Source organism: Citrobacter sp. Cb031, assembly GCF_030336725.1.
Lineage (GTDB): Bacteria > Pseudomonadota > Gammaproteobacteria > Enterobacterales > Enterobacteriaceae > Citrobacter > Citrobacter braakii.
In genome coordinates this window covers 30,086-49,811 of sequence record NZ_JAOWDA010000001.1, presented here as the reverse complement: position 1 = coordinate 49,811, position 19,726 = coordinate 30,086, and the positions used below count along the sequence as shown (strand labels likewise).

Annotated in this window: 20 protein-coding genes; 14 read left to right on the top strand and 6 right to left on the bottom strand. The window is 53.6% G+C overall.

Features of this window, described 5'->3' with window-relative positions; all coding sequences use genetic code 11:
• Positions 1–17 precede the first annotated feature (17 nt).
• From rhaD to rhaM, 3 genes are all read left to right on the top strand, one after another.
• Positions 18–845: a rhamnulose-1-phosphate aldolase gene (gene rhaD / locus OGV93_RS00255; RefSeq protein ID WP_016155197.1), complete on the top strand. Its 828-nt coding sequence runs from the start codon at positions 18–20 to the stop codon at positions 843–845.
• Positions 846–971: 126 nt separating this feature from the next.
• On the top strand, positions 972–2,120 hold the full coding sequence (gene fucO, locus OGV93_RS00250; RefSeq protein ID WP_169330460.1) for a lactaldehyde reductase: 1,149 nt from the start codon (positions 972–974) through the stop codon (positions 2,118–2,120).
• Entirely contained in the window at positions 2,117–2,431 is a 315-nt protein-coding gene (gene rhaM, locus OGV93_RS00245) for an L-rhamnose mutarotase (protein WP_016155195.1), read from the top strand. Before fucO ends, rhaM begins: the two co-directional genes overlap by 4 nt.
• 292 nt (positions 2,432–2,723) lie before the next feature.
• Here rhaM and OGV93_RS00240 read toward each other — a convergent pair whose 3' ends face one another.
• Together OGV93_RS00240 and OGV93_RS00235 are read right to left on the bottom strand one after the other, a co-directional pair.
• Positions 2,724–4,124 carry a carbohydrate porin gene (locus OGV93_RS00240; RefSeq protein ID WP_200048303.1) on the bottom strand — a complete coding sequence of 467 codons (1,401 nt, stop codon included), beginning with the start codon at positions 4,122–4,124 and terminating at the stop codon, positions 2,724–2,726.
• A 336-nt stretch (positions 4,125–4,460) separates the two neighbouring features.
• On the bottom strand, positions 4,461–5,009 hold the full coding sequence (locus OGV93_RS00235; RefSeq protein WP_016155192.1) for a helix-turn-helix domain-containing protein: 549 nt from the start codon (positions 5,007–5,009) through the stop codon (positions 4,461–4,463).
• Positions 5,010–5,110: 101 nt separating this feature from the next.
• Between OGV93_RS00235 and OGV93_RS00230 the strand changes: the two genes are divergently transcribed.
• From OGV93_RS00230 to OGV93_RS00205, 6 genes are all read left to right on the top strand, one after another.
• Entirely contained in the window at positions 5,111–5,770 is a 660-nt protein-coding gene (locus OGV93_RS00230; protein WP_016155191.1) for an AzlC family ABC transporter permease, read from the top strand.
• The gene (locus OGV93_RS00225) at positions 5,770–6,093 is read left to right on the top strand and encodes an AzlD domain-containing protein (RefSeq protein WP_104651895.1); all 324 of its coding nucleotides are present in this window, start codon (positions 5,770–5,772) and stop codon (positions 6,091–6,093) included. The genes OGV93_RS00230 and OGV93_RS00225 overlap by 1 nt, the downstream gene beginning before the upstream one ends.
• A 182-nt stretch (positions 6,094–6,275) precedes the next feature.
• Positions 6,276–6,722, top strand: a complete 447-nt coding sequence (locus OGV93_RS00220) for a PTS fructose transporter subunit IIA (protein ID WP_049282350.1) — start codon at positions 6,276–6,278, stop codon at positions 6,720–6,722.
• A 10-nt stretch (positions 6,723–6,732) separates the two neighbouring features.
• A complete protein-coding gene (locus OGV93_RS00215) occupies positions 6,733–8,178 on the top strand; it encodes a PTS fructose-like transporter subunit IIBC (protein ID WP_287109295.1) in 1,446 nt (481 codons plus the stop codon).
• On the top strand, positions 8,168–9,238 hold the full coding sequence (locus OGV93_RS00210) for an aminopeptidase (RefSeq protein WP_181598699.1): 1,071 nt from the start codon (positions 8,168–8,170) through the stop codon (positions 9,236–9,238). The genes OGV93_RS00215 and OGV93_RS00210 overlap by 11 nt, the downstream gene beginning before the upstream one ends.
• Positions 9,238–10,983 (top strand): putative frv operon regulatory protein, encoded by a 1,746-nt coding sequence (locus OGV93_RS00205; RefSeq protein ID WP_287109294.1) that lies wholly within the window; start codon positions 9,238–9,240, stop codon positions 10,981–10,983. Before OGV93_RS00210 ends, OGV93_RS00205 begins: the two co-directional genes overlap by 1 nt.
• A 56-nt stretch (positions 10,984–11,039) precedes the next feature.
• Here OGV93_RS00205 and OGV93_RS00200 read toward each other — a convergent pair whose 3' ends face one another.
• Both OGV93_RS00200 and fdhD read right to left on the bottom strand, forming a co-directional pair.
• Positions 11,040–11,252 carry a YdgH/BhsA/McbA family protein gene (locus tag OGV93_RS00200; RefSeq protein ID WP_003825262.1) on the bottom strand — a complete coding sequence of 71 codons (213 nt, stop codon included), beginning with the start codon at positions 11,250–11,252 and terminating at the stop codon, positions 11,040–11,042.
• Positions 11,253–11,380: 128 nt separating this feature from the next.
• Positions 11,381–12,217: a formate dehydrogenase accessory sulfurtransferase FdhD gene (fdhD, locus tag OGV93_RS00195; protein WP_049040549.1), complete on the bottom strand. Its 837-nt coding sequence runs from the start codon at positions 12,215–12,217 to the stop codon at positions 11,381–11,383.
• A gap of 194 nt (positions 12,218–12,411) precedes the next feature.
• Between fdhD and fdnG the strand changes: the two genes are divergently transcribed.
• Genes fdnG through fdhE form a run of 4 tightly spaced genes read left to right on the top strand, consistent with a single transcriptional unit; the run spans position 12,412 to position 17,935 of the window.
• The gene (gene fdnG, locus OGV93_RS00190; protein ID WP_088583081.1) at positions 12,412–15,462 is read left to right on the top strand and encodes a formate dehydrogenase-N subunit alpha; all 3,051 of its coding nucleotides are present in this window, start codon (positions 12,412–12,414) and stop codon (positions 15,460–15,462) included.
• 12 nt (positions 15,463–15,474) lie between these two features.
• Positions 15,475–16,377: a formate dehydrogenase O subunit beta gene (gene fdoH / locus OGV93_RS00185; RefSeq protein ID WP_003028691.1), complete on the top strand. Its 903-nt coding sequence runs from the start codon at positions 15,475–15,477 to the stop codon at positions 16,375–16,377.
• Positions 16,374–17,009: a formate dehydrogenase cytochrome b556 subunit gene (gene fdoI / locus OGV93_RS00180; protein WP_003028686.1), complete on the top strand. Its 636-nt coding sequence runs from the start codon at positions 16,374–16,376 to the stop codon at positions 17,007–17,009. The genes fdoH and fdoI overlap by 4 nt, the downstream gene beginning before the upstream one ends.
• Positions 17,006–17,935, top strand: coding sequence for a formate dehydrogenase accessory protein FdhE (gene fdhE, locus OGV93_RS00175; protein WP_003028685.1), 930 nt, complete (start codon positions 17,006–17,008; stop codon positions 17,933–17,935). Before fdoI ends, fdhE begins: the two co-directional genes overlap by 4 nt.
• Before the next feature lie 36 nt (positions 17,936–17,971).
• Here fdhE and OGV93_RS00170 read toward each other — a convergent pair whose 3' ends face one another.
• Together OGV93_RS00170 and OGV93_RS00165 are read right to left on the bottom strand one after the other, a co-directional pair.
• Positions 17,972–18,346 (bottom strand): type II toxin-antitoxin system VapC family toxin, encoded by a 375-nt coding sequence (locus tag OGV93_RS00170; protein ID WP_101700778.1) that lies wholly within the window; start codon positions 18,344–18,346, stop codon positions 17,972–17,974.
• Complete coding sequence (locus OGV93_RS00165; protein WP_016155181.1) at positions 18,346–18,588, bottom strand: ribbon-helix-helix domain-containing protein; 243 nt, start codon at positions 18,586–18,588, stop codon at positions 18,346–18,348. Before OGV93_RS00165 ends, OGV93_RS00170 begins: the two co-directional genes overlap by 1 nt.
• 205 nt (positions 18,589–18,793) lie before the next feature.
• On the opposite strand from OGV93_RS00165, the gene OGV93_RS00160 reads away from it, so the two are divergent.
• Entirely contained in the window at positions 18,794–19,723 is a 930-nt protein-coding gene (locus OGV93_RS00160) for an alpha/beta hydrolase (protein ID WP_101700779.1), read from the top strand.
• Positions 19,724–19,726: the final 3 nt, after the last annotated feature.

Sequence of the window (19,726 nt, the reverse complement as noted above, 5' to 3'; positions counted from 1 at the left end):
CAACAGGATCACCGAATATGCAAAACATGACTAATTCCTGGTTCGTCCAGGGGATGATCAAAGCCACTTCCGACGCGTGGCTGAAAGGCTGGGACGAACGTAACGGCGGCAACCTGACGCTGCGTCTGGATGAGGCTGACATTGCGCCATTTAGCGCTGATTTCCACGAAAAACCGCGCTATATCGCGCTAAGTCAGCCAATGCCTTTGCTGGCGAACACGCCGTTTATCGTCACCGGTTCCGGTAAATTTTTCCGTAACGTTCAGCTCGATCCCGCGGCAAATTTGGGCGTGGTGAAAGTAGACAGCGACGGCGCGGGCTACCACATCCTCTGGGGCCTGACCCACGAAGCGGTGCCAACCTCCGAGTTGCCGGCTCACTTCCTCTCCCATTGCGAGCGTATTAAAGCGACGAACGGTAAAGACCGCGTGATCATGCACTGCCATGCTACCAACCTGATCGCCCTGACCTACGTGCTGGAAAACAATACCCCGCTGATTACCCGCAAACTGTGGGAAGGCAGCACCGAGTGTCTGGTGGTGTTCCCAGATGGCGTCGGCATTCTGCCGTGGATGGTGCCGGGTACGGATGAAATCGGCCAGGCAACCGCCGAGGAAATGCAGAAACACTCGCTGGTACTGTGGCCGTTCCACGGCGTGTTCGGCAGCGGTCCCTCCCTCGACGAAGCATTTGGCTTGATAGATACCGCAGAAAAATCCGCCGAAGTTTTAGTCAAAATCTATTCGATGGGCGGTATGAAGCAGACCATCACACGTGAAGAGCTGGTAGCACTGGCTAAACGCTTTGGCGTGACCCCGCTGGCCAGCGCCGTAGAGCTGTACTGATACCTGCCAACTCAACGCCGGATGCGGCTTCGCTTTATCCGGCCTACATGACGATGCACGTTTCACCGTCGGCCCGATAAGCGTAATGCCATCGGGCACCAGGGATTTTTTTTAAGGAGAATAGTGATGAGCTTTATGTTGGCACTGCCAAAAATTAGCCTGCATGGCGCCGGCGCGATTGCCGATATGGTGAATCTCGTGGCGAATAAACAATGGGGCAAAGCGCTGATCGTCACCGATGGTCAGCTGGTGAAGCTGGGCCTGCTGGATAGCCTGTTTGCCGCACTGGATGAACATCAAATGTCTTACCACCTGTTTGATGAGGTGTTCCCGAATCCGACAGAAGAGCTGGTACAGAAAGGTTTTACGGTATATCAGGGGGCAGAATGTGATTACATTATCGCCTTCGGCGGCGGCAGCCCGATCGATACCGCCAAAGCGGTGAAGATCCTGACCGCCAACCCTGGCCCTTCTACCGCTTACTCCGGCGTGGGCAAAGTGAAAAATGCGGGCGTGCCGCTGGTTGCCATCAATACCACTGCTGGTACAGCAGCAGAGATGACCAGCAACGCGGTCATTATCGACTCTGTCCGCAAGGTCAAAGAAGTGATCATCGACCCGAACATCATCCCAGATATCGCCGTGGATGACGCCAGCGTGATGCTGGAAATCCCAGCCTCCGTTACCGCCGCAACCGGTATGGATGCCCTGACTCACGCGGTGGAAGCCTATGTTTCCGTTGGCGCGCATCCGCTCACCGACGCCAACGCCCTGGAAGCAATTCGCCTGATCAACCTGTGGCTACCGAAAGCGGTCGACGATGGTCATAACCTCGAGGCCCGGGAACAAATGGCGTTTGGTCAGTACCTCGCAGGGATGGCGTTTAACAGCGCCGGTCTTGGACTGGTTCATGCGCTGGCACACCAGCCAGGCGCGACCCACAATCTGCCGCACGGCGTCTGCAATGCCATTCTGCTGCCGATTATCGAAAACTTTAACCGCCCTAACGCCGTGGCGCGTTTTGCCCGAGTGGCGCAGGCGATGGGAGTGGACACCCGCGGGATGAGCGACGAAGCGGCAAGCATGGAGGCCATCACCGCGATTCGTGCCCTGAGCAAGCGTGTAGGTATCCCGGCTGGTTTTAGTTCCCTTGGCGTGACGAAAGAGGATATTGAAGGCTGGCTGGATAAAGCGTTGGCCGATCCATGCGCGCCGTGTAACCCGCGCACTGCCAGCCGCGATGAGGTCCGCGAGCTGTATCTGGAGGCGTTATGATCCGCAAGGCCTTTGTGATGCAGGTGAATGCCGACGCGCACGTTGAGTATCAACGTCGGCACAATCCCATCTGGCCAGAACTGGAAGCGGTGCTGAAAGAGCACGGTGCCCATCACTACGCGATTTATCTCGATCAGGAACGCAACCTGCTGTTCGCCACCGTCGAGATTGAGTCAGAAGAGCGCTGGAACGCCGTTGCCAGCACCGATGTTTGCCAGCGTTGGTGGAAGCATATGCGTGATGTAATGCCGGCAAACCCGGACAACAGTCCGGTCAGCGCTGAGCTAAAAGAAGTGTTTTATCTGCCTTAACCGCTCTGTTTCCTCCCCTGACGGGGGAGGAAACCTTTTTCTCCCGTCAGCAGCATTGCGTTCGTTTTGTCATCCACGCCTTTTCCCCACAACCCGGCACCTGCTCAGGCATACCGATGCTGAAAGTCTCCGGGCGTCACCAAACTGGAAGACGGGACGGCATTTAACTACTCGTGTAGCTACAACCGCGCCGACAAGTTCAAAATCAAAAATAACTGGGTGGGAAAATAAAAGCCTGATGACCAGGCTCTAAGAAAAAAGCGCCTGAATCCAGGCGCCTGAGAACGGAAAATCAGAAGAAGTATTTGAAACGGAGACGCGCGCCGTAACGGTCGTCGTCGTCGGTATAATTCTCCGGATTGCTGTTATCGCTGTTAATCATCGAATAATAAGCACCGAGATAAATATTAAAGTTCTGCATATCCATCACATTCGGAATTAAATAAGACGCGTGAATGGTATGAATATCGTAAGTGCCCTCATTGTAGAACCAGTCATTATCATCGTGATCGATCAGACCGTTAAATTCGTCGATCTTGTTATGAGCATAGATATAGCCCAGTTCAAAGCGCTTCCACAGAACGTTGGCCGCCGCCGTAAAATCTTTTTCGTTATCCGCATCGAGATAAGCGGTGTTCAGGTTAAACACCAGGCCATTTTCCGGATCGGCTTTCAGACCGTTCCAGGTCATCGTCATACCGTAACCGGTACGATCAGACTGATCGACAAACTTGCCTGATAGCGGATCGGTATATCCATAGGCGTTATTGATAACGTTCGATTCCATGGCCGCAGAAATCGTCAGCGCATCCACCGGTGTCCAGGCGACGACCGGGCGCAGATAAGCCACGTTTTTCTCCTGCGACATTTCACGACCATGATAGCGGCTATCCTGATAAAGCGAGGTACCATCTTCCAGCAGGGTATTTAACTCGAAATACCAGTTATCGAGCTGTTTGCTCATCAGGAAGCTGCCGCCGGAATCTGAACGGCCACGACCTTCTTTCATCATGTAGATATAGCCGCTACCGTCATCATACAAATCGTTGGCGGTATGCCCTGAATGCTCAACAAAGGTATCCTGATTCAGCGGGAACATATCGTAAGCTTCGAAACGACCGACTTTTACTTTCCAGTCATTTTCCTGACCGAAGAAGAAAGCGGCGTCATCAAGATTGACCGAACCCGTCATGTCAGCCAGCGGTTGCGCTGAAAAACCGGCGAAATAGCCGTTATCCAGCTTACGCATACCGTCAAAGCCCAGCAGGATACGTCCGTTCAGATCCCAGCGTTCATTGGTTGGGTCGCCCACATTCGAATTGGTTGCCGCCAGCACGCCTTTGTTGCTTTCCGCATCCATGTTGAATTCCACGTCGCCGTAGATTTTCAGATCGCCATAGCCGGAGAGCACCAGATTAGGGGTAGTGGCGTTCTTTTTGGTCTCTTGTGCGGGCGTAGTGCCGTTGACTGGCGTATTCCCCTGAGCAACTTTAATTTCCTGGATCTCCGCAGCCTGCTGTACCTGCAATTGCTGCACCTGATTTTCTGCTTTTGCCGCGCGGTTTTCCGCAGCTTCCAGCCGAGCCTCCAACTGTTCGAGCCGCTGTTCCAGAGTCATTTTTTGCGTTTTAGCAAAGCCATTATTTGCCACTAATAATAGACCTATTGCTAAAGCTAACGTCGATTTCTTCATTATTTGCTTTCCTTGAAATAAAGATCGTCCAACGTCTTCCGACCGGAAGACGCGCAACATGCAAATCCAAAAAATATTTTTATAGGTAATACGATACCGATGACTGAAATAAATTCAGAACATTAAAGCGTGGCACCAGTGCAGGCTAATATTTATTATCATACTGATTTTATTATGTGTAACGTAGATATAATTAAGAATGTGAGGGATATAACAATAGTGCTGAAATTAACGAAAAATAATAAAAACAATTTTATATGAATAACAATAAAATATAATTAAAAATAATAAAGGCGCGAACGACAATCGCCGCGCCTTTATTTAATAAGCGTTCAATTAACTCTGCTCAGAAACCAGAATCGCCTGAGTGTCAGGCTCCAGTGCTTTAAAGATATGCGCTTGATCGGCAGGGTAACAAATATAATCGCCCTCACCTAACTCCTCCGGCGCTTCCGTCAATCCCACCATCGCCTTACCCTGCGTTACGATAATATGTTCAACCGATCCCGGTGGATGCGGTTGTGAAATACGATCCGCGCCCGGCTGCGTCAGCAGCAGATAGATATCCCGCCGCGCGCCTGGTGGGCAGGCGGCCAGTAAAATGGCCTGATAGTGGGCCTGCTCAGCCACGACTTTTGTCCCTTCGCCGCGGCGAATCACCTGCGTTTTTTGCTCCTGCGGTTCCAGCAAGCGCGCAAAGGGAATATCTAACGCCACACACAGCGACCAGAGCGTTTCCAGGCTAGGATTCCCATTGCCCGCTTCCAATTGCGAGAGTGTCGATTTTGCAATCCCCGCGCGACGGGCAATCTCCGCCAGCGACAAACCGGTGCGCTGACGTTCACGCACCAGACTTTTCGCGATCATACTGATGGGCTGGGTCATTCACGACTCCATGTTTTTTATATCGAACGAATTGTTCGACTTGTAAAGCCAATTGGTCGCGTTCATTATAATGGAAACTCGTTCGATATGGCTAAAACGGTATGAAACATTATTTTTCCAGTCTCAAAGGCGACACGATAAAAGCAATATTTTTAGTCTGTCTGGCCGTCGGTGTAGTCGGCATGTCATACGGCTCGCTGGCGATGGCCTACGGCTTCCCGCTGTGGGTACCGTTTGTACTCTCTATTACTGTGCTGGCGGGCGCGTCCGAGTTTATGTTTATCGGCATTATCGCCAGCGGTGGTAATCCACTGGCGGCTGCGGCTGCCGGTTTACTGGTTAACGCCCGACACGTGCCGTTCGGCGTCACCGTGCGCGATCTGGTGGGCACCCGAGCTGCCAGTTTCCTCGGCTGTCATATTATGAACGACGAAAGCGTGGTGTTCGGTCTGTCGCAAAAAACGCCAGAGCAGCGTAAAGCCGCCTACTGGCTGTGCGGTCTGGGCGTCGCAATTTTCTGGCCTGTTGGCACCCTGATCGGCGCAGGCGTCGGCAAACTGCTCCCTGCCCCGGAAACCATCGGTCTGGATGCCGTCTTCCCTGCCATTCTGCTGGCTCTGGTCGTCCCGGCATTCAAAAACCGCACTACGCTGATTCGTGCCTGTAGCGGCGCCACGTTGTCGCTTGCCGCCATTCCCTTTGCGCCGGTCGGTTTACCGGTTTTGCTCTCACTCTTTGGCTTACTGACGAGGAAAAAATAATGGGCAACATGACGCTGTTTATCGTCGGTATCGCCATGTTATCTCTGGGAACATATTTAATGCGTTTAGGGGGAGCCAAGCTTGGAAGCCGTTTAGCGTTCTCAGAACGCTCGCAGGCGCTGCTTTCCGACGCCGCAACGGTATTACTGTTCTCCGTTGCGCTGGCGACCACCTTTTACGAGGGCGAACACTTTGCCGGAATGGCGCGCGTACTCGGCGTGGTTTTTGCGGTATTTCTCGCCTGGCGCAAGATGCCGCTGATCGTGGTGATCGTTGCCGCCGCGGTGGTAACCGCGCTGTTACGAATGCTGGGTATACACTAACCATATAATTACCCTGGCGAAATATTCATCAGGGTAATCACCTGTAGCGTTATGTGTTTTACCCCACAAAACCAGGCGCTAACTCTGCCTCAAATTGTCACTTCCCGCTGACATATTGCTGCTCATCTCTTCACCATCTCACCGTTAAAATCAAATCAAACAGTTTTTAACGGAGTCCCACCATGACAGCCCTTACAGCTAACTGCATTGACCTGAATATTCAGGGGAATAGCGTTTATGCCATCCTCAAGCAACTGGCGAATATGGCGCTTCAAAATGGCTACGTCTCTGACCGCAGCGCCTTCCTACAAACGTTGCTGATACGCGAAAAGCTGCATTCCACCGGCTTTGGTTCGGGCATTGCCGTCCCACACGGTAAAAGCGCCTGTATCACACGCCCCTTCGTCTTGTTCGCGCGCAAATCAGAAAAAGTGGACTGGAAAGCCAGCGACGGCGAGGACGTTAACTGCTGGATCTGCCTCGGCGTGCCACAAACGGGCGAGGACGATCAGGTCAAAATTATCGGCACCCTGTGCCGCAAAATTATCCATCAAGATTTCATCAACCAACTGAAGCAAGGCGACACCGACCAGGTGCTCGCCCTGCTCAATCAGACCTTAACCTCATAAGGAAGCGGCTATGGAGTCATCCTTGCGTTTAGTGGCGATTACCAACTGTCCGGCGGGTATCGCCCACACTTATATGGTGGCAGAAGCGCTGAAGCAAAAAGCGCGCTCGCTCGGCCATACGATTAAAGTCGAAACCCAGGGCTCAAGCGGCGTCGAAAACCGACTGACCAGTGAAGAAATTGCCGCTGCCGATTACGTTATTCTGGCTACAGGTCGCGGCCTGAGCGGCGAAGACCGGGCGCGTTTCGCCGGGAAAAAAGTCTATGAAATAGCCATTTCCCAGGCGCTGAAAAATATCGACCTGATTTTTACGCAGTTACCGACTCATTCACAACTTTTTGCCACTGATAGCAGTGTGAAGCTGGGAAAACAGGAGGTCCAGCACGGTAGCGTGATGAGCCACCTGATGGCTGGCGTTTCCGCCGCGCTGCCGTTTGTTATTGGCGGCGGTATTCTGGTTGCCATCGCTAATATGCTGGTGCAGTTCGGTTTGCCCTATGCCGATATGTCGAAAGGTGCGCCGTCGTTCACCTGGGTTGTTGAATCCATCGGCTATCTGGGCTTCACCTTTATGATCCCCATTATGGGGGCATACATCGCGTGGTCGATTGCCGATAAGCCCGCTTTTGCCCCGGCGTTTCTGGTGTGTTACCTGGCGAACGATAAAGGCCTACTCGGCACCCAGTCCGGCGCGGGGTTTCTCGGCGCGGTCGTACTCGGGCTGGCAATTGGCTACTTTGTGCTTTGGTTTCGCAAGGTTCGGCTCGGCAAAGCGTTGCAGCCGCTGCTCGGCTCCATGCTGATCCCGTTTGTCACTTTGTTGGTGTTTGGCGTACTGACTTATTACGTCATCGGCCCGGTGATGTCCGACATCATGGGGGGGCTGCTGCACTTCCTGAACACCATTCCACCATCAATGAAAATGGGCGCAGCCTTCCTCGTTGGCGCAATGCTGGCATTTGATATGGGCGGGCCAATCAATAAAACGGCCTGGTTCTTCTGCTTCTCACTGCTGGAAAAACATATCTATGACTGGTACGCCATCGTCGGCGTGGTGGCGCTGATGCCGCCCGTCGCGGCAGGTATCGCTACCTATTTAGCGCCGAAACTGTTTACCCAGCAGGAGAAGGCCGCCGCCAGCAGTGCGATTGTGGTGGGTGCCACCGTCGCCACCGAACCGGCAATCCCCTATGCGCTGGCCGCGCCGCTGCCGATGATTACCGCCAATACGCTCTCCGGTGGTATTACCGGCATGCTGGTCATCGCCTTTGGAATCAAACGTCTCGCGCCGGGTTTAGGTATCTTTGATCCGCTGATTGGCCTGATGTCTCCGGTGGGGGCATTTTACCTGGTGCTGGCTATCGGTCTGGCGCTGAACATTTCGTTAATTATCATCCTGAAAGGATTGTGGCTGAAACGTAAAGCCGCACAGCAGGAGCTTGCCCATGAACATTGAGTTACTTCAGCAGTTATGCGAAGCCAGCGCCGTCAGCGGTGATGAGCAGGAAGTTCGCACTCTTCTCATTAATGCGCTGGATTCCAGCGTCGATGAAATCACTTTTGACGGCCTCGGCAGCTTTGTCGCACGCAAGGGCAACCGTGGGCCGAAGGTTGCCATCGTCGGTCACATGGATGAAGTGGGCTTTATGGTCACGCATATCGACGAAAGCGGCTTTTTGCGCTTCACCACCATTGGCGGTTGGTGGAGCCAGTCGATGCTGAACCACCGGGTCGCCATCCGTACCCGCAAGGGCGTTAAAATCCCTGGCATAATCGGCTCCGTAGCACCGCACGCCTTAACGGAAAAGCAGAAACAGCAACCTCTGACATTTGACGAAATGTTCATCGATATTGGTGCCAACAGCCGCGAAGAAGTAGAAAACCGCGGAATTGCGATCGGTGATTTCGTTAGCCCGGAAGCCAATTTCGCTCGCTGGGGCGAAGATAAGATCGTCGGCAAAGCGCTGGATAATCGCGTCGGCTGCGCCCTAATGGCCGAGCTTTTACAAACCGTGAATAACCCTGAAATTACCCTGTACGGCGTGGGCAGTGTGGAAGAAGAAGTGGGTCTACGCGGGGCGCAAACCTCAGCGGAGCATATCAAGCCCGATGTGGTTATCGTGCTGGATACTGCGGTTGCGGGCGATGTGCCCGGAATCGACAGCATTAAATACCCACTCAAGCTTGGCGAGGGCCCAGGGCTGATGCTGTTCGATAAGCGCTATTTCCCTAATCAGCAGTTGGTTGCCACATTAAAAGCGTGTGCAGAAAACAGCGGTGCGTCATTGCAGTTTTGCACCATGAAAACCGGGGCGACGGACGGTGGACGCTATAACGTTATGGGCGGCGGTCGTCCGGTGGCGGCGCTATGCCTGCCGACTCGCTATCTCCACGCCAACAGCGGCATGATTTCCGCATCGGATTACGACGCGCTGTTTACGCTGGTGCACGAACTGCTCACCTCGCTGTCGACCGAAAAGGTCCGCGCGTTTACTGACTTTCGCCGGGAGAGTTAATGCTTTCGGAACGCCAGTTAAAATTGGTGGATCTTCTTGAACAGCAGCCGTGTTTGCTGGGCGACCTGGCGCGGCAAACTGGCGTTTCAGGCAGAACCATCCTGCGCGATATTGACTACCTCAATTTTACCCTCAGCGGTAAGGCCCGCATTCAGCCCGGCGGCAGTGCGGGCTATCAGTTGGAAATTGTCGACAGACGCGGTTATTTTCAGCTTCTGCAACGCCATGATAATGATGACCGGTTGCTGGCCTTTCTTCTGCTCAATACCTTTACACCGCGTGTACAGCTGGCTTCGGCGCTCAATTTACCTGAAACCTGGGTGGCCGATCGTCTCCCACGGTTGAAGCAGCGCTATGAGCGGGCCTTTTGTCTTGCCAGTCGCCCGGGCGTCGGTCATTTCATTGATGAACCAGAAGAAAAGCGCATTATCCTGTTGGCGAATCTGCTTAAAAAAGATCCCCTCTTAATTCCACTGCCGGGTATTACCCGGGACAACATCGACAGGCTCAATGCAGCATGTGAAAAACTTAATGAATTCCCGCTCATCTCGGGAGAGTACCTGGCAAGTCTGGTGCTGGCCGTCTATGCCCTGCGTAACCAGCTCTCCGGATCATGGCCGGAGTGTCGGTATGTTTCACTGAAAAATGCGGTGGAACAAGGAGGAGTCTACATGGGCGAGAACGCCTTCAGAACACTGATCGGCCTTCTGGAAATCAGACAACGGCAGGCAATGACAATCTCTGCCGATGCGGTGACCTTGTTGTTAAAAAGCGTTCCCGGCATCGCTGCGTTGCACGTTATCGATACCCAACTGGTTGATAATATTACCGGCCACCTGCTGAGATGCGTCTCTGCCCCGGTTTGGGTACCGGAACATCGCCAGAGCAGTATGCACAACCTGAAGTCGACCTGGCCTGCCGCCTTCGATTTGAGTCTGCGTTTTATTGCCCTGTTGCGTGAAAAACTGGATATCCCACTGTTCGATAGCGACCTCATCGGGCTTTACTTCGCCTGCGCCCTGGAGCGCCATCAAAACGAGCGCCAGCCGGTCATTTTGTTATCCGACCAGAATGCTATCGCCACCATCAACCAACAGGCCATTGAGCGAGATGTTCTGAATTGTCGGGTGATCATTGCGCGAAATACGAGTGAAGTCAGCGCCATCAGTGAAGAAATCACCCCAGTGTTAATCATCAACAATAGTCACTATTTACTTGATGAATCTATAAAAAATACCTTAACCATCAAGAATATCATCACCTCTGCGGGTACCGAGCAGATTAAACACTTCCTCGCGACGGCCTTTATCCGCCAGCAGCCCGAACGTTTCTTTTTACAGCCGGGCAGCTTCCATTACGCCAATATGAAGGCCGAAAGGTGGCAGAGTATCATCGGCCGGATCTGCGGCCAGCTTGTGGCACAGAGCCATATCACCGAGGACGAAGCGCTGCGCATTTGCGCCCGGGAGCATGAAGGTGAAAACCTGATCGTGAATCGCCTGGCGATTCCTCATTGCTGGAGCGAACAGGAGCGCCGCTTTCGTGGTTTCTTTATTACCCTCGCACACCCTATTCTGGTGAATAACGAACCGGTCAGCCATGTCCTAATCGCCTGTGCCGCCGCCGAGGCGCGGCATGAGCTAAAAATCTTCAGTTATTTATCCAGCGTGCTGAGCAGCCATCCGGCAGAAACTATTGCGGGATTGAAAGACTATAACGCGTTTATCGCATTGCTCAGGCAGTGAATGCCGGAAATGAAAAAAGCGCCTCAAGGGCGCTCTTTCGACAGTACTGAGGTATCTTATTTCAGCAGTTCAGCGGTCATGTGCACGCGGTTGCCGGTGTATGCCTGAGTGATTTTATAATCGCTGGCACCTGCACGTTCAGCCTGAGCGGCAATTTTTGCTTCAGCGCTTTCCAGTGTAGAACCAGTTGCGGTAACTGTCTGAGCAGCGAAAGAACCGAAAGAAGTAGCCAGAGCGATAACTGCGACAAAAGTTTTGATGCTTTTCATGATATAAACCCTTTAACTTAGTTGTTTGATTAAGGCACCGTGCCTTGATGTGATAAATAATAGCCATCTCATCGCACAACTAAAAGCGGAAGGATTTGCCAGTCTTATTCAAATTAATTGAATACTGGTTACTCAGTTATCAGACGCTCGGGATGTGTATAAATCGTCGCCCGGCCCGGTTTGCAAAAACCCACCAGCGTCAGGTTACAGCGTTCGGCAACTTCAACAGCGAGCGTTGTCGCCGCAGAAACAGCAAACAGGATTTCCACGCCGCACATTGCCGACTTCTGCACCATCTCGTAGCTGGCGCGGCTGGAGACTAATACCGCGCCCTGCTGCCAGGTTTCCCCTTCGATCGCACGTCGTCCCAGCAGTTTATCCAGCGCAACATGACGTCCAACATCTTCATGTCCGCCCGCCAGATGACCTGACGGCTGTACCCAGGCAGCCGCGTGCGTGCAGCCTGTCAGTTGCCCAACAGGCTGGAAATCAGGGAGATGCCTTAAGGCGTTATCGAGATGCGCCAGATTGAATGTCTGGGTAAACGGCAGCGGCTGGACCGGTTTGCCAATATCATTAAGTTGTTCCACGCCACAAACACCGCAGCCAGTCCGACCGGCCAGTGCGCGACGACGCTCTTTCAGCCCCATAAAGCGCCGGCTGGACAGCTCAACCTGCACTTCTAATCCGTTGCAGGAAGGCACCACGTCCATCCCGTAAATATCTTGCGAGGACTCAATAATGCCTTCAGAAAGTGAAAAACCCATCGCGAAGTGCTCAAGATCTTTCGGTGATGCCATCATCACCACGTGTGAAATCCCGTTGTATACCAGTGCCACAGGCACTTCCTCAGCTACCTCATCTGGCTGAGGATGTTGCAAGTCCTCGCGCTTCCAGAGGGTCAACTGACGAGATCCTGTCGGAGATGTCACATTCTTGATGTTTTCTTGAATAATCTTATTCACTTTCTTTTAACCGTATTGGAACACGCATACCAACATTGTGGTATTCTTTACAAACCCCTCCTGGACGGAGGGAAATTCACCCAATTCTGGACCTTTGCGGTCCCGTCCGCAAAGAAAAATAACAACCACTTCCCTCGCGTTCGCGTTATAGGAAAACGAAGGGAACGTGACAATGTCGAAACAAGGAGCGAACCATGCAGGTCAGCAGAAGGCAGTTCTTTAAGATCTGCGCTGGCGGTATGGCAGGCACCACGGCAGCGGCACTGGGCTTTGCACCCGGCGTAGCGCTAGCGGAAACACGGCAGTATAAATTGCTGCGCACCCGCGAAACCCGTAACACCTGCACTTACTGTTCCGTTGGCTGTGGACTGTTAATGTACAGTCTCGGTGACGGAGCAAAAAACGCCAAAGCATCCATCTTCCATATCGAAGGGGACCCGGATCACCCGGTGAACCGTGGCGCACTGTGCCCGAAAGGGGCAGGACTTGTGGACTTCATCCACTCTGAAAGCCGCCTGAAATTCCCGGAATACCGCGCACCTGGCTCTGATAAGTGGCAACAGATTAGCTGGGATGAGGCATTTGACCGCATCGCTAAGCTGATGAAAGAAGATCGCGACGCTAACTACGTTGCACAAAACGCCGAAGGCGTAACCGTTAACCGCTGGCTTTCCACCGGGATGCTGTGTGCTTCCGCTTCCAGTAACGAAACCGGCTATTTAACACAAAAATTCTCCCGCGCGCTTGGTATGCTCGCGGTCGACAACCAGGCACGCGTCTGACACGGACCAACGGTAGCAAGTCTTGCTCCAACATTTGGTCGCGGTGCGATGACCAACCACTGGGTCGACATTAAAAACGCCAACCTCGTTGTGGTGATGGGCGGTAACGCCGCTGAAGCTCACCCGGTCGGGTTCCGCTGGGCGATGGAAGCCAAAATTCACAACGGCGCGAAGCTGATTGTTATCGATCCGCGCTTTACGCGAACCGCGGCGGTGGCTGATTTCTATGCTCCGATTCGTTCCGGTACTGACATTGCTTTCCTGTCAGGCGTTTTGCTGTACCTGCTGAACAACGAAAAATTCAACCGCGAATACACTGAAGCCTATACCAACGCCAGCCTGATCGTGCGTGAGGATTACGGTTTCGAAGATGGCCTGTTTACCGGCTACGACGCGGACAAACGCAAGTATGACAAAACCAGTTGGAACTACGAACTGGATGAAAAAGGCTTCGCCAAACGCGATGTCACCCTGCAACACCCGCGCTGCGTATGGAACCTGCTGAAACAGCACGTCTCCCGCTACACGCCGGACGTCGTAGAAAATATCTGCGGTACGCCAAAGGCCGACTTCCTGAAGGTCTGTGAGTACATCGCAGAAACAAGCCGCCCAGATAAAACCGCGTCGTTCCTGTACGCACTGGGCTGGACGCAACACTCCGTTGGTGCGCAGAACATCCGTACCATGGCGATGATCCAGTTGCTGCTGGGCAATATGGGGATGGCAGGCGGCGGCGTTAACGCTCTGCGCGGACACTCTAACATTCAGGGTCTGACCGACTTAGGTCTGCTGTCACAAAGCCTGCCGGGCTACATGACGCTGCCAAGCGAGAAGCAAACTGACCTGCAAACTTACCTTGCCGCCAACACGCCAAAACCGTTGCTGGAAGGCCAGGTGAACTACTGGGGCAACTACCCGAAATTCTTCGTTTCGATGATGAAAGCCTTCTTTGGCGATAAAGCGACAGCGGAAAACAGCTGGGGCTTCGACTGGCTGCCGAAGTGGGATAAAGGGTACGACGTCCTGCAGTACTTCGAGATGATGAACCAGGGCAAAGTGAATGGCTATATCTGCCAGGGCTTTAACCCGGTCGCATCATTCCCGAATAAAAACAAGGTTGTGGCTTCACTGTCCAAACTGAAGTTCCTGGTCACCATCGACCCGCTCAACACAGAGACCTCCACCTTCTGGCAGAACCACGGTGAGTCGAACGATGTTGACCCGTCGAAAATCCAGACTGAAGTATTCCGTCTGCCGTCCACCTGCTTCGCCGAAGAGAACGGTTCTATCGTCAACTCCGGTCGCTGGCTGCAGTGGCACTGGAAAGGTGCGGATGCCCCGGGGATTGCCGTTACCGATGGTGAAATCCTCGCCGGTATCTTCCTGCGTCTGCGCAAGATGTATGCCGAGCAGGGTGGCGCGAACCCGGAACAGGTACTGAGCATGACCTGGAACTACTCCACCCCACACGAACCGGCTTCGGAAGAAGTGGCGATGGAGAGCAACGGAAAAGCCCTGGCCGACATTATCGACCCGGCCACCGGTGCCGTTATCGTCAAGAAAGGCCAACAGCTTAGCTCGTTCGCCCAACTGCGTGACGACGGTACCACCTCCAGCGGCTGCTGGATTTTTGCCGGTAGCTGGACGCCGGAAGGCAACCAAATGGCACGTCGCGATAACGCCGATCCGTCAGGCCTTGGCAATACGCTGGGCTGGGCATGGGCGTGGCCGCTCAACCGCCGCATTCTGTATAACCGCGCCTCCGCTGACCCGCAGGGGAATCCGTGGGATCCAAAACGTCAGATCCTGAAATGGGACGGGGCGAAATGGAGCGGGATGGATATTCCAGACTACAGTGCCGCCGCGCCGGGCAGCAACGTTGGGCCGTTCATCATGCAGCCGGAAGGGATGGGACGCCTGTTTGCTATCGATAAGATGGCAGAAGGTCCGTTCCCGGAACACTACGAGCCGTTTGAAACGCCGCTGGGGACTAACCCGCTGCACCCGAACGTTATCTCTAACCCTGCCGCACGTATCTTTAAAGGTGACGCGGAAGCACTGGGTAAAGCGGATAAGTTCCCGTACGTCGGTACGACCTACCGTCTGACCGAGCACTTCCACTACTGGACTAAGCATGCGCTGCTTAACGCTATCGCCCAGCCGGAGCAGTTTGTGGAAATTGGCGAGAAGCTGGCGAATAAGCTCGGTATCTCTCATGGCGATACCGTCAAAGTCTCCTCTAACCGTGGCTACATTAAAGCCAAAGCGGTGGTGACTAAACGTATTCGCACGTTGAAGGCCAACGGTCAGGATATCGACACTATCGGAATCCCGATTCACTGGGGCTACGAAGGTGTGGCGAAAAAAGGCTTTATCGCTAACACGTTAACGCCATTCGTCGGTGATGCAAACACGCAGACGCCGGAATTTAAGTCCTTCCTCGTGAACGTGGAAAAGGTGTAACGGAGACGACCTATGGCTTATCAATCGCAAGACATCATTCGTCGTTCCGCCACTAACGGTTTCACCCCCGCGCCTCAGGCGCGGGACCATCAGGAAGAGGTGGCGAAGCTTATCGACGTCACCACCTGTATCGGCTGTAAAGCGTGTCAGGTGGCGTGTTCAGAATGGAACGACATCCGTGATGAAGTGGGCAACAACGTTGGGGTGTACGACAACCCGGCTGATTTGACCGCTAAATCCTGGACGGTAATGCGCTTCTCGGAAGTGGAACAAAACGACAAACTGGAGTGGCTAATCCGCAAGGATGGCTGTATGCACTGCGCCGATCCGGGCTGCCTGAAGGCGTGTCCGGCCGAAGGAGCAATCATTCAGTATGCCAACGGTATCGTCGACTTCCAGTCCGAGCAGTGCATCGGCTGTGGCTACTGTATCGCGGGCTGCCCGTTCGACGTGCCGCGCCTCAACCCGGAAGACAACCGCGTTTACAAATGTACGCTGTGCGTTGACCGTGTAGTGGTCGGACAAGAACCAGCCTGCGTGAAAACGTGTCCAACCGGCGCTATTCATTTCGGCACTAAAGAGTCGATGAAAACGCTGGCCGGTGAGCGCGTGGCGGAGCTGAAAACGCGTGGTTACGAAAACGCGGGTCTGTACGATCCGGCAGGCGTTGGCGGTACGCACGTGATGTACGTATTGCACCATGCGGACAAGCCGAATCTGTACCACGGTCTGCCGGAGAACCCGGAAATCAGCGCCACCGTGAAGTTCTGGAAAGGCATCTGGAAACCTCTCGCAGCCGTCGGCTTTGCAGCGACATTTGCGGCCAGTATCTTCCACTACGTCGGCGTAGGCCCGAACCGTGCGGAAGAGGAAGAAGACAATCTGCATGAAGAAAAAGACGAGGTGCGCAAATGAAACGACGTGACACCATCGTGCGCTACACGGCGCCGGAACGCATCAACCACTGGATCACCGCCTTCTGTTTCATTCTGGCGGCAGTGAGCGGGATGGGTTTTCTCTTCCCGTCTTTTAACTGGCTGATGCACATCATGGGCACGCCGCAACTGGCGCGAATTGTGCACCCGTTTGTCGGCGTGATCATGTTTGCCTCGTTTATCATCATGTTTTTCCGTTACTGGCACCACAATCTAATCAATCGGGATGATATCTTTTGGGCGAAGAATATTCGTAAGATTGTCGTCAACGAGGAAGTAGGTGACACGGGACGTTATAACTTCGGCCAGAAATGCGTATTCTGGGCGGCGATTATCTTCCTGGTCCTGTTGCTGGTGAGCGGAGTGGTCATCTGGCGTCCGTATTTTGCGCCTGCTTTCTCAATCCCGGTGATCCGATTCGCGTTAATGCTGCATTCATTTGCCGCAGTAGCGTTAATTGTGGTTATCATGGTGCACATTTACGCCGCCCTTTGGGTGAAAGGCACCATTACCGCGATGGTGGAAGGATGGGTTACCAGCTCATGGGCGAAGAAACATCACCCGCGCTGGTACCGTGAAGTCCGCCAGAAACAGGAAAAGTCATCTGAATGAGTATTCGCATAATCCCGCAAGATGAGCTGGAGAAGAGCGAGAAACGCACGGCGGATATGATTCCGCCGTTATTATTCCCCAGACTCAAAAATTTGTATAACCGCCGCGCTGAACGTCTGCGCGAGCTGGCCGAGAACAACCCGCTGGGTGATTACCTGCGTTTTGCCGCGCTGATCGCTCACGCGCAGGAAGTGGTGTTGTACGACCATCCGCTGCAGATGGATCTGACCGCTCGCATCAAAGAAGCGAACGATCAGGGCAAACCGCCACTGGATATCCACGTTCTGCCACGCGACAAGCACTGGCAAAAACTGCTGCAATCGCTAATTGCTGAGCTGAAGCCGGAAATGAGCGGCCCTGCGCTGGCCGTAATCGAGAATCTGGAAAAAGCCTCGGAGCAGGAGCTGGAACTGATGGCCAGCGCGCTGTTTGCCTCCGATTTCGCCTCCGTCAGCAGCGACAAAGCACCGTTCATTTGGGCTGCCCTGTCGCTCTACTGGGCGCAGATGGCGAGCCTGATCCCCGGCAAAGCCCGTGCGGAATACGGCGAACAGCGTCAGTACTGCCCGGTGTGTGGTTCAATGCCGGTCTCCAGCATGGTGCAAATCGGTACCACTCAGGGGCTGCGCTATTTGCACTGCAACCTGTGCGAAACCGAGTGGCACGTGGTGCGCGTGAAGTGCAGCAACTGTGAGCAGAGCCGTGATTTGAACTACTGGTCGCTGGATAACGAACAGGCGGCAATTAAAGCTGAAAGCTGCGGCGATTGCGGGACTTACCTGAAGATTCTCTATCAGGAAAAAGACCCGAAAGTCGAGGCCGTAGCCGACGATCTCGCTTCACTGATGCTGGACGCACACATGGAGCAAGAGGGCTTTGCCCGCAGCTCCATCAACCCGTTCCTGTTCCCGGGTGAAGGGGAGTAAGTTCTTCGCACTACCGGGCGGCGCAGGTCGCCCGGGTTATAACGTATACGGTGTGACCACGCCGGATATGCCTGCAAAATCCTTGGTATTACGCGTAACCAGTGTAAGACGATGAATCTGCGCAGTGGCCAAAATGATGGCATCCGGCAATTTCATCCCATATTCCTGCCTGATACTCACGCTTCGTTCAGCAATATCCTGTGAAACACCGATCACATTAAAAGCGCCTAGCGCAACGCGTGTGCGAGATTCCTGATGATATTTTTTTGCGCCCACCATCAACTCCATCCATGTAATGAGGCTGATTGCGTTCTGCGGCGGCCATGTTTCTATCGCTAGTTTTGCTTCACTTCGCCCGCTAAACAGGTCGATGAGGATGTTGGTATCAAAAAGCGCAGATCCTGTGACCATTACCATTCCTCACGGAGTTTACGCTGATAATCAACGCCATCTTCCTCACAACCTTGCCATAGCCCAAGAGCACGTGAAATTGTCGTTTCAGCTTGATCCTGCCTCTCAAGATACTGTTCAACAGCCTCCCGCAAAAGCTCGGCCCGCGGCAGATTACGCTGCACCTTGAGATCATCAAGACGTTTGATCACTTCGTCTGATAAATCGAGTAAAATTCTGCCCATATCCATCCCAGCCATCATACTCACATATACCTCCAGTATATCATTGGCGATTAATTCCCACACAACATACACCCGAGAAAAGCGAGAAAATAGCCTTCACGCGAACGATTTTTACTTTTGCGAGCCGCTTTCCAGAATCGTACACCCCACCACTTTTCCCATTCTCATTCGCGGTTATCCAGGTTATAAAACTGTATATCCATACAGATAAGGAAAATAATAAATGGCACTGGAAATCGGGATTGCACAGTTGGTTGAGGCATTTATCGCGGCGGGACGCCCTTCTTCGCGCGAGCAAAATATTGATGACCGGAGAGCAGGCTACATTGTCAGCACGGTACTGGCAGGAGAAACTGAAACCCGCGTACAGGTTGAAGATATTGAACTCGATGAAATGACATTTCGCGTTGTTTCGCCGCGGGGCGCCACGGGAAATCTACCCTGCGTTATCTATTATCACGGCGGCTGCTTTGTCAGTGGCGGATTCGCGACGCATGATAACCAGCTAAGGCAGCTCGCCTGGTACAGCGGCTGTCGAGTCATTGCGGTGCAGTATCGCCTTGCACCAGAGCATACTTTCCCGGCTGCACATAACGACGCTGAAACGGGAGCCAATATTATCTGGAAGTATGCCCAGAAACTGGGTGTCGACCGCGGCAGGATTACGCTTGCTGGCGACAGTGCGGGCGGGCATCTGGCGCTGATCACTGCACTGCGCCTGAAAGCTGCCAATCAATGGCAACCTGCGCAGCTAATGCTGATTTACCCGATGCTGGACGCGACCGCCAAGTTTGAGAGCTACGACCGAAATGGGCAGGATTACATTATCACACGTGACACGTTGCTTTCGGGTTACGAGATGTATTTGCCGCAAACCGACCTGCGGCATCCCGAAGCCAGCCCTGTCTGGCGTGAAGACTTCAACGGTCTGCCGCCCACGCACATCATTACAGCCGAATTCGACCCACTGCGCGATGAGGGCGAAGCCCTGTATCAACGGTTCCAGGAGCAGGGCGTGGAGTGTACCTGCCAACGCTATCTTGGCGTTATCCACGGATTTTTCCAGCTGGCAGGAGTGAGCCAGGCGGCACGAAATGTTATGCGAGATGTGGCCTGGCGCGTCGTAAATCCTGTATCAGGAAGACATGCTTGATTA

Excerpts from the sequence above, each read along its gene's own strand:
- rhaD (WP_016155197.1), top strand. The coding sequence starts at position 18 with ATGCAAAACATGACTAATTCCTGGTTCGTCCAGGGGATGATCAAAGCC.
- fucO (WP_169330460.1), top strand. The coding sequence starts at position 972 with ATGAGCTTTATGTTGGCACTGCCAAAAATTAGCCTGCATGGCGCCGGC.
- rhaM (WP_016155195.1), top strand. The coding sequence starts at position 2,117 with ATGATCCGCAAGGCCTTTGTGATGCAGGTGAATGCCGACGCGCACGTT.
- OGV93_RS00240 (WP_200048303.1), bottom strand. The coding sequence starts at position 4,124 with ATGAAGAAATCGACGTTAGCTTTAGCAATAGGTCTATTATTAGTGGCA.
- OGV93_RS00235 (WP_016155192.1), bottom strand. The coding sequence starts at position 5,009 with ATGACCCAGCCCATCAGTATGATCGCGAAAAGTCTGGTGCGTGAACGT.
- OGV93_RS00230 (WP_016155191.1), top strand. The coding sequence starts at position 5,111 with ATGAAACATTATTTTTCCAGTCTCAAAGGCGACACGATAAAAGCAATA.
- OGV93_RS00225 (WP_104651895.1), top strand. The coding sequence starts at position 5,770 with ATGGGCAACATGACGCTGTTTATCGTCGGTATCGCCATGTTATCTCTG.
- OGV93_RS00220 (WP_049282350.1), top strand. The coding sequence starts at position 6,276 with ATGACAGCCCTTACAGCTAACTGCATTGACCTGAATATTCAGGGGAAT.
- OGV93_RS00215 (WP_287109295.1), top strand. The coding sequence starts at position 6,733 with ATGGAGTCATCCTTGCGTTTAGTGGCGATTACCAACTGTCCGGCGGGT.
- OGV93_RS00210 (WP_181598699.1), top strand. The coding sequence starts at position 8,168 with ATGAACATTGAGTTACTTCAGCAGTTATGCGAAGCCAGCGCCGTCAGC.
- OGV93_RS00205 (WP_287109294.1), top strand. The coding sequence starts at position 9,238 with ATGCTTTCGGAACGCCAGTTAAAATTGGTGGATCTTCTTGAACAGCAG.
- OGV93_RS00200 (WP_003825262.1), bottom strand. The coding sequence starts at position 11,252 with ATGAAAAGCATCAAAACTTTTGTCGCAGTTATCGCTCTGGCTACTTCT.
- fdoH (WP_003028691.1), top strand. The coding sequence starts at position 15,475 with ATGGCTTATCAATCGCAAGACATCATTCGTCGTTCCGCCACTAACGGT.
- fdoI (WP_003028686.1), top strand. The coding sequence starts at position 16,374 with ATGAAACGACGTGACACCATCGTGCGCTACACGGCGCCGGAACGCATC.
- fdhE (WP_003028685.1), top strand. The coding sequence starts at position 17,006 with ATGAGTATTCGCATAATCCCGCAAGATGAGCTGGAGAAGAGCGAGAAA.
- OGV93_RS00170 (WP_101700778.1), bottom strand. The coding sequence starts at position 18,346 with ATGGTCACAGGATCTGCGCTTTTTGATACCAACATCCTCATCGACCTG.
- OGV93_RS00165 (WP_016155181.1), bottom strand. The coding sequence starts at position 18,588 with ATGATGGCTGGGATGGATATGGGCAGAATTTTACTCGATTTATCAGAC.
- OGV93_RS00160 (WP_101700779.1), top strand. The coding sequence starts at position 18,794 with ATGGCACTGGAAATCGGGATTGCACAGTTGGTTGAGGCATTTATCGCG.